The organism is Aestuariivirga sp. (genome assembly GCF_037139295.1).
Classification (GTDB): Bacteria; Pseudomonadota; Alphaproteobacteria; order Rhizobiales; family Aestuariivirgaceae; genus Aestuariivirga.
Window position 1 is genome coordinate 83976 of record NZ_JBAXGR010000001.1, and the last position, 14838, is coordinate 98813.

General features: G+C 64.7%; 10 protein-coding genes. 4 read left to right on the forward strand and 6 right to left on the reverse strand.

Annotated features, from left to right (window positions below; translation table 11 throughout):
• Positions 1-263: 263 nt before the first annotated feature.
• On the reverse strand, positions 264-752 hold the full coding sequence (locus tag WCJ41_RS00440; RefSeq protein WP_336903837.1) for a fasciclin domain-containing protein: 489 nt from the start codon (positions 750-752) through the stop codon (positions 264-266).
• Positions 753-914: 162 nt separating this feature from the next.
• On the opposite strand from WCJ41_RS00440, the gene WCJ41_RS00445 reads away from it, so the two are divergent.
• From WCJ41_RS00445 to WCJ41_RS00455, 3 genes are read left to right on the forward strand one after another with little or no spacing between them, the layout of a single operon-like run.
• A complete protein-coding gene (locus WCJ41_RS00445) occupies positions 915-4361 on the forward strand; it encodes an acyl-[ACP]--phospholipid O-acyltransferase (protein WP_336903838.1) in 3447 nt (1148 codons plus the stop codon).
• A gap of 8 nt (positions 4362-4369) precedes the next feature.
• On the forward strand, positions 4370-5623 hold the full coding sequence (locus WCJ41_RS00450; RefSeq protein ID WP_336903909.1) for an aconitase X catalytic domain-containing protein: 1254 nt from the start codon (positions 4370-4372) through the stop codon (positions 5621-5623).
• The gene (locus WCJ41_RS00455; RefSeq protein WP_336903839.1) at positions 5620-6030 is read left to right on the forward strand and encodes a DUF126 domain-containing protein; all 411 of its coding nucleotides are present in this window, start codon (positions 5620-5622) and stop codon (positions 6028-6030) included. The genes WCJ41_RS00450 and WCJ41_RS00455 overlap by 4 nt, the downstream gene beginning before the upstream one ends.
• Before the next feature lie 166 nt (positions 6031-6196).
• Here the strand turns inward: WCJ41_RS00455 and mdoH are convergent, their stop codons facing one another.
• Together mdoH and WCJ41_RS00465 are read right to left on the reverse strand one after the other, a co-directional pair.
• A complete protein-coding gene (mdoH, locus tag WCJ41_RS00460; protein WP_336903840.1) occupies positions 6197-8077 on the reverse strand; it encodes a glucans biosynthesis glucosyltransferase MdoH in 1881 nt (626 codons plus the stop codon).
• Complete coding sequence (locus tag WCJ41_RS00465) at positions 8050-9615, reverse strand: glucan biosynthesis protein G (protein ID WP_336903841.1); 1566 nt, start codon at positions 9613-9615, stop codon at positions 8050-8052. The genes mdoH and WCJ41_RS00465 overlap by 28 nt, the downstream gene beginning before the upstream one ends.
• A gap of 139 nt (positions 9616-9754) precedes the next feature.
• Here WCJ41_RS00465 and WCJ41_RS00470 point away from each other — a divergent pair, with 139 nt between their 5' ends.
• Positions 9755-10927, forward strand: a complete 1173-nt coding sequence (locus WCJ41_RS00470) for a pyridoxal phosphate-dependent aminotransferase (RefSeq protein ID WP_336903842.1) — start codon at positions 9755-9757, stop codon at positions 10925-10927.
• 138 nt (positions 10928-11065) lie between these two features.
• Here the strand turns inward: WCJ41_RS00470 and WCJ41_RS00475 are convergent, their stop codons facing one another.
• The 3 genes from WCJ41_RS00475 to WCJ41_RS00485 are packed head-to-tail and all read right to left on the reverse strand — an operon-like array spanning position 11066 to position 14827.
• Positions 11066-11617, reverse strand: a complete 552-nt coding sequence (locus tag WCJ41_RS00475; RefSeq protein ID WP_336903843.1) for a sarcosine oxidase subunit gamma family protein — start codon at positions 11615-11617, stop codon at positions 11066-11068.
• 10 nt (positions 11618-11627) lie between these two features.
• Positions 11628-14546 (reverse strand): sarcosine oxidase subunit alpha family protein, encoded by a 2919-nt coding sequence (locus WCJ41_RS00480; RefSeq protein ID WP_336903844.1) that lies wholly within the window; start codon positions 14544-14546, stop codon positions 11628-11630.
• The gene (locus tag WCJ41_RS00485) at positions 14543-14827 is read right to left on the reverse strand and encodes a sarcosine oxidase subunit delta (protein ID WP_336903845.1); all 285 of its coding nucleotides are present in this window, start codon (positions 14825-14827) and stop codon (positions 14543-14545) included. Before WCJ41_RS00485 ends, WCJ41_RS00480 begins: the two co-directional genes overlap by 4 nt.
• Positions 14828-14838 lie beyond the last annotated feature (11 nt).

The following is a 14838-nucleotide window of genomic DNA, read 5'->3' on the forward strand; positions in this document are numbered from 1 at the left end:
CCATCATGCCCGGGCTTGTCCCGGGCATCCTTTTCGGCGGACGGCAAAAAAGATCATCGGGATAAGCCCGGTGATGATGAGCGGTGGGAAGTGAGTGCCGGTGAACGAGAGAGCGTGGAGACACTCGGGCAAAATTCACGCATTGCCGGGACAGACCCGGCAACGGGACGTTGGGGAATGGGACTGCAATTGGAATTTTACGCGAACACAACACACAAGAGAGCGAGGCGGCGCCGGGGGAGTGGCGCCGCCCCGCGCAGGCCTTACATCTTCGGCATGATCACCGCGTCGATCACATGGATCACGCCGTTGTCAGTCACGATGTCGGCCTTGATGACCTTGGCATTGTCGACCATGACGCCGTCCTTGCCGTTGACGTCGATCTCGGAACCCTGGACGCTCTTGACCATGATCTCCTTGCCGGCGACATCAGCCGCCATCACCTTGCCCGGCACCACGTGGTAGGTGAGGATGGCGACGAGCTTGTCCTTGTTTTCGGGCTTCAGCAGCATCTCGACCGTGCCGGCCGGCAGCTTGGCAAAGGCTTCATCGGTGGGGGCGAAGACGGTGAAGGGGCCAGCGCCCTTCAGCGTGTCGACGAGGCCCGCGGCCTGCACGGCGGCGACCAGCGTCTTGAAGTTGCCGGCGGCGACGGCGGTATCCACCACGTCGGCGGCGAAGGCCTGTGCGGACATGGCAAAGCTGGATACGGCAATGGCAGCGGCGGCGGCAAGGTTGCGAAGGCGCTTCATTCAGTAATCTCCCTGTGTCTGAATTGACATGGCTCGTTACGGGCCCCTGCCGGCCCCGGTTCGCCCACGGGAGATCACGATATTGTTTTCGGCGTTTGATGATCCGTCACGGGTCTGACATAGTCTCCGGCAGTGAATGCAACCAACGGATTTGACATTTCGATGAGCGGCGAGACGACCGAGACAAAGAGCCAGTTTGCGATCCTGACATCGCGGAGCTTCCTGCCCCTCTTCGTGACGCAGGCGATCAGCGCCTTCAACGACAATGCGGTGCGCAACGGCATCGCCATCCTCATCACCTACGACCTGGCCGTGCGCTTCGGCTTCGACGCGGCGCTGTTCGTGCAGGCGGGGCTTGCCCTGTTCATGCTGCCCTACTTCCTGTTCTCCGCCATCGCGGGGCAGCTTGCCGACAAATACGACAAGGCCACGGTGGCGCGCTGGGTGAAGCTGTTCGACCTTGCCGCCATGGTGTTCGGCGGCCTGAGCCTCTATCTCGAAAACCCATACATGCACCTCACGGTGCTGTTCCTCGCCGGCACCACGGCGGCCTTCTTCGGGCCGCTCAAATATGGCGTGCTGCCGCAATACCTGAAGCGCGATGAGCTGATCGCCGGCAATGCGCTGATCGAGCTCGGCACCTTCGTGACCATCCTGCTCGGTACGCTGTTCGGCGGCTTCCTGGTGCTGCAGGGCGTGGGGCGTGACATCCTGGCGATTTCCATCATCGTGCTTGCCGTCATTGCCTATGGTTGCGCCTTCCTGATGCCGTCCGCACCCGGCGATCCCTCGCTCAAATTCGACTGGAACATCCCACGCGCCACCCTGAAGCTGCTCTCCTATGCGCGTGAGCGCGAGGACGTGTTCTGGTCGGTGATCGGGGCTTCGTGGTTCTGGTTCCTGGGCGCCGCCATCATGGCGCAGCTCCCCGTCTTCACGCGTGACGTGCTGCTGGCCGACGACACGGTGGCCAACGCCTTCATCGGCCTTTTCACCATCGGTATCGGCGCGGGCTCGCTGCTGACCAACTGGCTGCTCAAGGGCGAAGTCTCGCCGCGCTACGTGCCCATCGCCTCGATCATGATGACGGTGTTCCTGCTCGACCTCTATTTTTCGGCAGGCGATGCCCATGCCGTCATGGCGGGCGCGAGCAATGCAGGTGTCGTGGCCTTCTTCAGCCACTGGCAGGGCTGGCGCGTCGGCGCCGACCTGTTCTTCGTGGCCTTCTTCGGCGGACTTTATGCCGTGCCGCTCAACGCCATCATGCAGCACCGCTCGGTGCCCTCGCGGCGCAGCCAGGTGATCGCCGCAAACAACGTGATGAACGCGATCTTCATGATCTTCTCGGCGCTTGCCGGGGCGGTGCTGCTGAAATTCATGTCGGCGCAGGCCTTCTTCCTGCTGCTGGGCCTGTGCAACGCGGTGGCGTCGGTGTTTGTGGCGCATCTCCTCACTCAGGAGCTGACCGCCTCCATCGCGCGCTTCCTGTTCCGGATCTTCTACCGTGTCGAGGTGAAGGGGCTGGAGAACTACAAGGCGGCGGGACGCAAGGCGGTGATCGTGGCCAACCACACGTCGTTCCTCGACGGGCCACTGCTGTCCTCCTTCCTGCCGGAGCGGGCGAGCTTCGCGATCGACACCCATGTGTCGCAGAAATGGTGGGCGAGACCCGCCTTCATGCTGTTCAAGATGATCCCCATCGACCCGACCAACCCGATGGCGCTGCGCGTGCTGGTGGATGAGTTGAAGCGCGGCCGCAAGGTGGTGATCTTCCCGGAAGGGCGCCTCACCGTGACCGGCGCGCTGATGAAGGTCTATGAAGGGCCGGGCGCCATCGCCCAGATGGCAGGCGCGCGCGTGCTGCCGGTGCGCATCGATGGCGCGCTCTACACGCCCTTCTCGCGCATGCGCGGCAAGCTGCGGCTGCGCTGGTTCCCCAAGATCACCATCACCTTTCTGCCGCCCGTCAAGTTCGCCGCGCCAGACGGCTTCAAGGGTGCGGCGCTGCGCCAGCAGCAGGCCAACAAGCTCTATGACGTGATGACCGACATGGTCTTCCGCACCTCGCAGATCGACAAGACGCTGTTCCAGTCGCTTCTCGACGCGCGCCACATCCACGGCGGCGGGCACAAGGTGGTGGAGGACATTGCGCGCAACCCGACGAGCTTCGGTAAGCTCGTGATGGGCAGCTTCATCCTGGGCCGCCGCATGGCGGAGATGACGCCAGACCAGAAGAACATTGCCGTGCTGCTGCCCAATTCCATCGGCTGCCTGCTCACCCTGTTCGGGCTGCATGCGTTCGGGCGGGTGCCGGCGATGCTGAACTTCTCGACGGGTGCGGTCAACATGGCGGCGGCCTGCAGGGCGGCACAGGCCACCACCATCGTCACCTCGAAGCGCTTCATCGAGGCGGGCAGCATGGAGGCGGACCTCGCCCTGCTGGCGGAAGGCCGCAAGGTGATTTTCCTCGAGGAGCTGCGCGAGCAGCTGACCTTCAAGGACAAGCTCTATGGCCTGTTCGCGCGTGTCTTCTCCAAGACGGCGCTGCGCATGGCGGGTGCCTCGTCCGACCCCAACGCGCCGGCCATCATCCTCTTCACCTCGGGCTCAGAGGGTCTGCCGAAGGGTGTCGTCCTCTCCCACCGCAACCTGCAGGCCAACCGCTATCAGGTGGCGGCACGCATTGCCTTCACCGCTTCCGACGTCGTGTTCAACGCGCTTCCCATGTTCCATGCCTTCGGGCTGAGCGGCGGCGCGCTGCTGCCGGTTCTGGCGGGCGTCAGGACCTTCCTCTATCCTTCGCCGCTCCACTACAAGGTGGTGCCGGAGCTCTGCTACGAGACCAATGCCACGGTGCTGTTCGGCACCGACACGTTCCTGATGGGCTATGCCCGAAGCGCCCACCCCTATGACTTCTTCAACGTGCGCCTTGTCGTTGCCGGCGCGGAGCGGGTGAAGCCCGAGACGCGCGAGGCCTGGATGGAGAAGTTCGGCTTGCGCATTCTCGAAGGCTATGGCGCCACCGAATGCGCGCCCGTCGTTGCCGTCAACACGCCGATGCATTTCCGCACCGGCACGGTGGGCCGCATGCTGGACCAGATCCAGTATCGCCTCGAGCCGGTGCCGGGAATCGAAGAGGGTGGCAGGCTCTATGTGAAAGGCCCTAACATCATGCTCGGCTACCTGCGCACCGAGAACCCCGGCGTCATCGAGGCGCCGGAGGATGGCTGGTATGACACGGGCGACATCGTGAAGGTGGATGAGGATGGCTTCGTCAGCATTCTCGGCCGCGCCAAGCGCTTCGCCAAGATCGCGGGCGAGATGGTGTCACTGGGGCTTGTCGAGCAGAGGCTGGCGACAGCCTTCCCCGAGGCACAGCACGCCGTGGTGGCGGTGCCCGACCTCAGGAAAGGCGAGCAGCTGGTGATGTTCACCACCGATGCCGCGATCGACGTCAAGGCGGCACAGGACAAGCTGAAAGAAGCCAATGCAACGGCGCTGATGATGCCGCGAAACGTGATCGTGCTGACGGAGCTGCCGCTGCTCGGCTCTGGCAAGACGGACTACCAGTCGCTGAACCGCATGGCGCTCGAGCAGGTGAAGCCCTGAACCTCGACCTGCCCGATCACACCCGCGCACAGCTTGCCGGAGACCATGGCAAGGCCATGCAGCTTGCGGCGCGGCTCGTCGTGAAATCGGCTGAGATCATGGGGGCGGAGCGGCTGATCCCCATCTCCTTTGCGCATCTCGATGCGTGTTTCTACACGGGGCAGGCGCATGTGGATTTCGTGCGCTTCCTGATCGAGAACGGCGCGTCGCTGGCGGTCGAGACCTGGACCAACAATGGCGTTGTCAGTCTCGCCGATCCCGGCTTGCGGCCACGCGTTGAAGATCCGGAGATGGTCGAGGGTGCAGCCACGCTGATGCATCTCTACGAGCGGCTGGGAACGCGACCCACATGGACCTGCGCGCCCTATCAATTACCGGGCGGGCCGAAACTGGGCGACCACATTGCCGTGGGCGAGTCCAATGCCGTATCCTATTACAACTCGGTGGTGGGCGCGCGGACCAACAAATATGGCGACTACCTCGATGTGGCCTGCGCATTGACGGGGCTGGCGCCTGACGCCGGGCTGCACCGCGACGAGGGCCGCCACGCGGAGCTTCACATTGATACCACTGCGCTGCCGGAGCAATGGCGGCGCGAGGACATCTTCGCGCATCTGATCGGGCATCATGCCGGCAGGCTTTCCGGGCGGCGCGTGCCGGTGATCTCGGGCCTCTTTCCGGATACGCCGTCCTTTGCACTGAAGGCGATCAGTTCGGCCGCCGCCTCCTCAGGCGGGGTGGAGCTGTGGCACGCCGTGGGCGTGACACCGGAAGCACCTGAGCTTGCTTCGGTGTTCGACACGGGCGACATGCACCGCGTCAGCGCCGAGGATCTGGCCCGCGCGCATCGCGATCTTTCCACGGCGGCGGACGGGCCACTCGATGCGGTGGCGCTCGGCACGCCGCATTTCGGTTTGGTTGAGTTCGAGGCACTGGTGCGGCTGTTCGACGGGCGCAAGGTTAAGGCAGGGCTGCCGATGCTGGTGTCCACCAGCCGCGGCGTGCGCGAGATGGCCCGCGCCAGGGGCTGGATCGAGAGGTTGCAGGCCTCGGGCGTCGAGGTGCCCGTCGATGTGTGCACCTACCATTCGCCGCGCGTGCGCGGGCTCACGGGCCGCGTGATGACCAATGCGGCGAAGTGGGCCTATTACGCGCCGGGCATGCTGGGCGTGGAGGTGGCCTTCGGCTCGCTGAAGGAATGCGTGGAGAGCGCCATCCGCGGCGAGGTGTGGCGCGACCCTGCCCTGTGGACTAACGCATGATGCGGGCGCGGATGCTCACAGCCGGTTCGGCGGAAGGCCCTGTCCTGTCACTCGACGAGCCGCTGAGCTTCTGGGGCGCTTTCGAGCCCCGGACGGGCAAGATCATTGACGTGCACCATCCGCAGCGCGGGGCTTGCGTCAAGGACACGGTGCTGGTGATGACGGAAACGCGCGGATCGGGCTCCGCTCCGGGAGCCATTGCCGAGGCCATCCGGCTGGGGACAGCACCGGTGGCGATCATCCTTGCAGAGGCCGACATCAACCTTGCGGTGGGTGCCGAGGTGGCGGCGACGCTCTACGGCCGGCATTGCGTGATGGCATGCGTGACGGCGGAAGAATTGGAGAGCCTGCGGGGGGCAAGGTGGATCAGCATTGCGTCGGATGGCGTTGTGACGCCTGCGGGGTGATGATCCCGTGTCTTCTCCCGCTTCTTCAGCGGGAGAAGAAGGGACCCGTTGCGGAACGCAATGGGGAAATGAGGGGACACATCACAGTCGGGGGACACGTCCCCTCACCTACCCCAACTTCGTTGGGGCCCCCTCCTCTCCCGCTTCGCGGGAGAGGACGATGTAACTATTGCGCGGCTTCGAGCAGCGGCTCGACCGGCACGGCTTCGGCAACCATTTCATCAGCCTTGCGCGGGGCTTCCTCCGGGATGCGGAAGACGTTCCAGTGCCACAGCTTGCGGCCGAAGACGGGAAGGCCCGTCGACCATGACACGAGCGGCGAGAGCATGAGCGCGCCGGCAATGGGCGCCAGCCACAGGAAGGTGGACCAGGAGATGTGGAAGGCCAGCACGCCGAAGGCGATGCCTGCCACCACATGCAAGGCATGGACGCGGGCGCAGGCCTTGAAGGGCATGGCCTGGTCATCGCGGTTCTGGGCGTTCCAGCCGGAGTCACGGCCGATCATCACATCTGCCACCACGCGTGACTGGATGAGCATCATGATGGGCGAGAGCAGCATGGAGACGAAGGTTTCCGCCAGCACGCTCTTGAACAGGCCGATGGTGCCGCCGCAGCCCTTGCGCAGTTCCGTATCCTTCAATGCGAGGATGAGGGCGAGCAGCTTGGGCAGATAGAGCACGGCGAAGGTGATGGCGAAGAGCCTGAGCGCCAGTTCCGGGTCGAACACCGGCCAGACGGGGAACAGCGAGAAGCTGTCGGGGAAATAATTGGGCGTGGTGTGGCGCGCCACAGTGGCGAGCAGCAGGCCCGCCAGCAGCAGCATGAGCCACAGCGGCGAGGCGAGGTAGGACATGATGCCCTGGATCAGGTGCACGCGGCTGACCCAGTGGAGGCCCTTGGCGCCGACGATCTTCATGTGCTGCAGATTGCCCTGGGCCCAGCGCCGGTCACGCGTGGCGAGATCGATCAGGCAGGGCGGCGTTTCCTCGTAGGAGCCAGTGAGCGAGGGCAGCATGTAAACGGCCCAGCCGGCACGGCGCATGAGGGCGGCCTCGACGAAGTCATGGCTCAAGACATGGCCGCCAAAGGGTTTGCGGCCCTTGAGCTCAGGCAAGCCGCAGGCCTCGGCAAAGGCCCTGGTGCGGATGATGGCGTTGTGGCCCCAGTAGTTGCCGTCACGGCCGTGCCAGGCGGAGAGGCCCGCAGCGACGAGCGGACCATAGACGCGGCCGGCGAACTGCGTCATGCGGGCGAAGGGCGTCCAACGGTTCTGCAAGAGCGGCAGCGACTGGATGATGCCGGACCTGGGGTCTGCCGCCATGGCGCGGGCCAGCGTGATCATGGCGCCAGCCGACATGTCGCTGTCGGCATCGAGCACGATCATGTGGTCGTAGGCGGCACCCCAGCGGGTGACGAAGTCGGCGATGTTGCCGGCCTTGCGGTGGTGGTTGTTGTCGCGGCGGCGGTAATAGACCTTGATGGCGGGCGCCAGCTGGCGCTTCAGCCATTGATAGGCATCCACCTCGGCGGCGGCGATGTGCTCCTTGCGCGTATCCGACAGCACGAAGATGTCGAAGTGGCGGGCAACGCCCTCGCGGCGCAGCGCCTGACCCATGCGCGACAGCGCGGCGTAGACGCGCTCCGGATCTTCGTTGTAGACCGGCATGAGGAGCGCCGTGCGGCCCATCTCGGAGGTTTCGGCGAGCTTCGGCAGGGCCGCCTTGCCACGCAGCAGCACCACGAAGCCCAGGATGGCGCTGGCGCAGGAGAAGGCGATCCATGCGAAGGTGAGCGCGAAGAAGGTGGCGAAGAGAACCTGCAGCATGGTGGCGTTCACCGGGCTGATGACCTGGTACATTTTCCAGGTGCCGAAACCGGTGATGAGGATGGAGGCGCCGAAAACGAAGAGGCGGGCCAGCGTGACGCTGGGCGGATTGCCGGCGGACACGGGCTTGCCCGCCCAGGCGCGCAGGTTCTGCACGGGCATGGCGAGCGGCGCTTCGGCCGGTATCGCGCCGGTCAGCTTCTGGTCCACCGGAACAGCCATGTTTCGCTTGGCTTCTTGTCGCCGCGCTTCAGCACGGCGCGCAATTCCGCCACATCTGCCCCATTGACGTTGTGCTCGAAGGAGAGCCGCGTGGTCTTGGCCACGTCGTTCTTGGCTGCATGCACGTTGGAGATGACCCCGGCGGAGGCCGTCACATCCGCCACGATGTCCCCTTCAAGGTCACCGCCAGAGAATTCAAGGATGTAAAGCCTGAGATCTGGGTCATAAGATGGCGGATCGGCCGTAAAATTCGGGTCGGTTCCGCTGCCTGAGAACACCGTGCGGGCCACGGCCGCGTCACCCGGCCAGTCCAGGCACCAGTGCAGGCGATAGACGTAGGAATAGCTCTGGCCCTGCTTCAGCCCGTCCTTGGGCTGCCAGAAGGCCACGATGTTGTCATTCGTCTCGAGCTGGGTGGGGATTTCATAGAGTTCCACGTCGCCCGGCCCCCAGTCGCCGATGGGTTCCGCCCACAGGCTGGGGCGCTTTTCGTAGCGCGCCTCGAGGTCCATGAAATCGCGGTAGTCGCGCTTGCGTTGCATCAAGCCGAAGCCGCGGGGGCTCTGGTCGATGAAGGCCGAGACCTGCAGCCTCTTGGGGTTGGACAGTGGGCGCCACAGCCATTCCCCGGCGCCGGTCTGCATCATCAGCCCGTCCGAGTCGTGAACCGCCGGGCGGAAATCGTCGACCGGCTTGTTGAGCGGATCGAGCAGGAACATCGACGTCATCGGCGCGATGCCGACATGCGCGATGTCGCGGCGGGGGTAGAGGGTGAGCTCGACGTCCATCTGGGTGTCGTCACCCGGCTTGATCGAGAACTTGTAGGCACCGGTGACGGAAGGGCTGTCGAGCAGCGCCTCGACCACGATCGTGGTGGCGGCGGCGTCCGGCTTCCTGACCCAGAAGGCGCGGAAGGCCGGAAATTCCTCGCCCTTGGGCTGGCCGGTATCAACCGCGAGGCCGCGGGCCGAGAGCCCATAGACCATGCCCTTGCCCACGGCGCGGAAATAGGATGCACCCTGGAACACCGCGAATTCGTCGTTGTAGTCCGGGGAATTGATGGGGTAGCGCAGCCGCAGGCCGGAATAGTGCAGGTCGGTCTTGCCGTCCGTCTTGGGCGCCAGAGGGCCGAAAGTGAACAGGTCCGGGCTGTAATTGATGCGGGCCATCTCGCCACTGTCGACGACGTAGACATCGACAGGTGCTGTGAACAGGAAGCCCGAATGGAACAGGTCAAACGAGAAGCGATGCGGCTCGCCCTTCCAGAACGAGCGATCCGGGTTGAACCGGATATCGCGGTACTGGTCGTAGGTGAACTTGTCCCAGCCTGGCGGCATGGCGATCTTGCGATCTTCCCAAGGCTTCTGGGCCAGCGCCTCGGCCAGCTTGCGGACGTGGTCCTCGGCGAAGGGCGCCTGCTCGATGAACAGGTTGGCAGGTGCGTCCGCGAAGGACGGGATCGCACCCGTGCGCAGCGACGCGATGGTCGTGCCAAGCAAGGCCGCAGACCCCAGGACCTGACGCCGTGAGAAATTCATGCTCGGGAAATCCGGAAATATAGTGCAGCGCACAAAATAGCGTAACCTCCAGAAATGTAAAGCCCCCGCTGACACATAAGGGCTACTCGACCGCGCTGATGCCATGCACTAAAAGCGCGGCGAAACAAGGGTGCACAAGATGAAATTTGCGAAAGTGACGGAGAGGCTGGACGGTCTCGGCTCGGAAAAATGGGCCGTTCACATCGAGGGCAAGCGTCGCGCAAGCCTGGGCGAAGCGATGATCTTCCTGTCGATCGGGGAGCCTGATGCGCCCCCTCCCGTTGCCATCCTCGACGAGGCCAACCGCCAGATGCGGGCGGGGCGCTTACGCTATGCCGAGGGCCGGGGCGAGGCCAACACCCGCCGGGCGCTGTCGCGCCTCTATACCCGCCAGACAGGCCGGTCCATCAGCGAGGACCAGTTCATCTTCCTGCCCGGCACCCAGACCGCCCTCTATGCCGCCATGATGTCAGTCGTCGAGGTGGGCGACGAGGTGCTGATGGCCGACCCCTATTACGCCACCTATGAAGGCGTGATCGCGGCAGCGGGCGGCATTCCCGTGCCGATCAAGGTCGACCCCGACCATGGTTTCCACCTCAAGGCGGCGGACCTCGAGAAGCACATCACGCCCAGGACCCGCGCGCTGCTGATGAACACGCCGTCCAATCCGACGGGTGCGGTGTTCACCCGCTCCGAGATCGAGAAGATCGGCAAGGTATGCGAGAAGCATAACCTGTGGATCATCTCGGACGAGGTCTATGCCACGATGACCTATGGCAACACGGTGTTCTCCTCGCCCTTCGACGTGCCGGAGCTGGAGAAGCGCACGATCGTCGTTTCATCGATTTCCAAGTCGCATGCGCTGCCGGGCTTCCGCTGCGGCTGGATCGCCGCTTCGAAGGAATTCTGCGACCGTTGCGCACCGGTGACGGAGACCATGTTGTTCGGCTCGCAGCAGTTCCTTGAAGATGCCATGGCCTTCGCGCTCGACAACCACTTCCCCGAAGTGGATGCGATGAAGAAGAACTACGAGGCTCGCGCCCGGGCGCTGGTGAAGGCGCTGGAACATTCCAAGAAGGTGTCCGCGCGCATGCCCGAAGGTGGCATGTTCGTGATGGTGGACGTGCGGAAGACCGGGCTCTCGGGCGAGGACTTCGCACGCCGCCTGCTGGCGGAAGAGAATGTGGTGACCATGCCGGGAGAGAGCTTCGGCGCAGGCGGTGCGGGGCACCTGCGCGTGGCGCTCACCGTGAGCGTCGAGGACATCACGGAAGCCTGCAAGCGCATCGTGCGGCTGGCGGAGCGGATTTAGGGTTTGTCGCGACTCACGCCGCGCTCACCACACCTCACACGTCATCTTGCGCGGGCTTGACCCGCGCATCATTTTTGGTGGCGGAATAAAGGATGGCCGGGTCAAGCCCGGCCATGATGAACATTCAGCAGTGACTCTTCAGATTACCTGATAGCCGAACTCTTCCGCCTGCTCCGTGATCCATTCCCAGAAGCTTTCCGAGAAGCCGCGGAACACCGAGACGTCGTAAGTGTCCGCACCGACGCGCGTGAGGTGCACGCCGACATGGGCCATTTGCGTGAGTGCTGACTTGCCAACCGGGAAGGCATCCGGATGAAGATCGACCGGCGTGCCCTTGGCCAGCACGGCGCGGGCCCTGGGGCCGACAAGACGAATGATGACGCGACCGTGGCTCTGGTCGCTCACCGAGGCGAGGCCTGCAAGCTTCGCCTTGAGTTCACGATAGAGCGCGCCCTCGCCGCGGCCTTCGGCCAAGACGAAATACTGGTCGGGGCCGGCCCATTGCGCGTCATAACCCTTGAGGGCTGCAGCGGTGGCAGCGCCCTGCCCGGCCCGCGCGATCACCGTGACGATCGACATGGGGTGGCGGACGGTGAAGCTGACGCCGACGGCACCCTTGTCGGCGCCGAAGCGGCCTTGCAGGGCGACGTCCTGCAGGGGGGACACGCGGTTGAATGTGCGTTCGGTCATGTGTGCTGCCTCAGGCATGGAGTCTCTTGTTCTCCTTGTCGAAATGCATCGGGTCGCAGATCTCGGCCATCACGCGGTGACCGCGCAAACCGTCCCAGACCTGCACGATCTCGCCATGGCGCGCGCGGCCGTTGGCGAAGAGCGCCAGGCCCACCCACATGTCGAGCATGGGTGACCATGCAACACCTGTCACATAGCCCTGATCGTTCTTCATCGAGGGCGTGTCGTCCTGCTTCAGCAGATGCGCGCCCGCTCGGATGCGGTCCGCCTGGTTCACCGGGCGGATGCCGACGACCTGCTGGCGGTTCGGGTCAACGAGGCCCGGACGCTGCGCCATCATGCGGCCGATGAAGTCCTTCTTGGTGGACACCATCTTGCCCATGCCGAGGTCACCCGCCGTGGTCGTGCCGTTCAATTCGCCGCCGGCCACGTGGCCCTTCTCGATGCGCATTATGGAAAGCGCCTCGACGCCATAGGGCGTGATGCCGAATTCATCGCCGGCCTGCATCACCGCGCGGGCGACCATGGAGCCATAATCCGCCGGAACCGCCAGCTCATAGGCGTGCTCGCCCGAGAAGGAGAGGCGGAACAGGCGGGCCGGGATGCCGCCCATGATGGAGACCTCGAGCGCCGCCATGTAGGGCACGCTCTCATCCGTCATCACGAGGCCGTCCACCAGCTTCTGCAGCGTGGCGCGCGACTTCGGCCCCGCCACCGCCATCTGCGCCCACTGCTCGGTGACCGAGACATAGGTGACGTCGAGATCGGGGAACAATGCCTGGTGGGCGAATTCCATCTGCGCCATCACCTTCGCGGCGTTCGCCGTGGTGGTGGTCATCACGTAATGGTCTTCGGCGAGGCGCGAGGTGGTGCCGTCATCATAGACGATGCCGTCCTCGCGCAACATGAGGCCGTAGCGCGCCTTGCCCACTGCGAGCGTCGAGAAGGTGTTGCAGTAGAGCTTGTCGAGGAAGGCGCCTGCGTCCTTGCCCTGCACGTCGATCTTGCCGAGCGTCGAGACATCGCAGATGCCGACGGAGCCACGCGTGTTGAGCACCTCGCGCGAGGCGGAGGCCAGCCAGTCTTCACCCTCACGCGGGAACCACGAGGAGCGCATCCACAATCCGGTTTCGACGAAGACCGCGCCCTGCTCTTCCGCCCAGTCATGCAGCGGCGTCTTGCGGACGGGCTGGAAGTGGTGGCCGGTGAAGGGACCGGTGAAGGCGCCGAAGGAAACGGGCGTGTAGAAGGGACGGAAGGTGGTGGTGCCCACCTCGTCCATCGTCCGGCCCGTCGCCTCCGCCAGGATCGCAATGGCGTTGATGTTGCCGAGCTTGCCCTGGTCGGTGGCCATGCCTGTGGTGGTGTAGCGCTTGGCGAGCTCGACATCCGAATAGCCCTCGCGCGCGGCGAGCGGCAGGTCCTTGGCGGTCGAGTCATTCTGGTAGTCGATGAAGGCCTTGCCGTGGGATTCCTTCACCCACCAAAGCGGTGCAATGGCGAAAGCCTCATCACGCGACGTGGGGATATCGATCGGCTTGCCGTCCACCGCACCTTTGGCCGCGCCATCGGCGAGGCATTCGGAGAGCAGCATCTTGCCGGCGGCGGAACCCGCCACCGTGAAGGCCGGGCCATTGTCGGGCGGCAGGAAGGCCAGGAGCTTCGCGTCCCACACCGGCTTCTTGCCGCGGTGGCAGGCGAGGTTGACGATGGGGCTCCAGCCGCCGGACATGGCAACCGCCTCGCAGTTGATGTGCGTGCCGTCAGCGAGGTGCACGGATTTTACCGCCTTGCCGCCGACCGCATCGGCGACGAGAGCGCCCCGCAGCACGGGAACGCCCGCTGCATCGGCCTTCGAATCCTTGCGGCTGTCGACGATGGCCTCGACATGGATGCCGTGGGACTTGAGGTCGCGCGCAGTGCGGTAGATCGAGTCATTGCCGCCGAAGACGACGACGGAACGGCCCGCCGCCGCCGCATAGCGGTTAGCATAGGTGCGCATTGCGGTCGCCGTCATGACGCCCGGCATGTCGTTGCCGCCGAAGGCCACCGGGCGCTCTTCCGCGCCCGCTGCGAGCACGGCGCGCTTGGCGTGGATCTTCCAGTAGCGTTGGCGCGGCTCATAAGGGTCCGGCACGCGCAGATGATCGCTGACGCGCTCCACCGCACCGAAGATGTTGCCGTCGAACCAGCCCATGATGGTGGTGCGCGGCAGCAGCGTGACGTTGGGCATGCTGCTGAGTTCAGCGATGACGCCCCTGGTGAAATCGAGGCCGGACTGTCCGCCGATTTCTTCCTGTTCGTTGAGCAGCGAGCCACCAAGCGCCGAACCTTCATCGGCAAGGATGACACGCTTGCCCGAGCGGGCGGCGGCGAGTGCCGCCATCAGGCCGGTCGGGCCGGAGCCGATCACCAGCACGTCGCAATGGGCATAGGACTTCTCGTACTTGTCGGGATCGGGAAGTTTCGACGCGGTGCCGAGGCCTGCGGCGCGGCGGATGATGGGCTCGTAGATCTTCTCCCAGAAGCTCTTCGGCCACATGAAGGTCTTGTAGTAGAAGCCCGCGACGAAGACCGACGAGGCGAGCGAGGTGATGGCGCCCACGTCGAAGTCGAGCGAGGGCCAGTTGTTCTGGCTCTTGGAGACGAGCCCGTCATAGAGCTCCACCATGGTGGCGCGCGTGTTGGCTTCCTTGCGGCCGCCCTCGCGCAGTTCGACCAGCGCATTGGGCTCGGCCGCACCTGCGGTGATCACGCTGCGCGGACGGTGATACTTGAACGAGCGGCCCATGAGGGTGACGCCGTTTGCCAGCAGGGCGGAGGCCAGCGTGTCGCCCTGGTGGCCGACGTGCAGGGCACCGTCGAAGGTGAAGCGCAGTGCCGACGAACGGTCGATGAGGCCGCCCTTGTCGAGACGATAGGAGGTCATGCCTTCGCGTCCTTCGCCTTGGAGAAGTCACGCGCCGTCACCGCACCGAAGACTTCATGCGTTTCGGTGTTGCGCGACACGACGAGCCATGAGCGACAGCCGCCGGAATGGTGCGCATATTCCTCGATGGCACCGCGCGGGTTGTTGCGCAGATAGACGTATTCGTACCACGCTTCCATCGATGAAGGATCGTTGGTGGTGGGGCGGGTGGGCGCGGCGTCACCGAGGAAGGTAAACTCCTCGACTGGCCTCGTTCCGCAATGGGGGCATGGGATGAGCATGTGCGTGATCC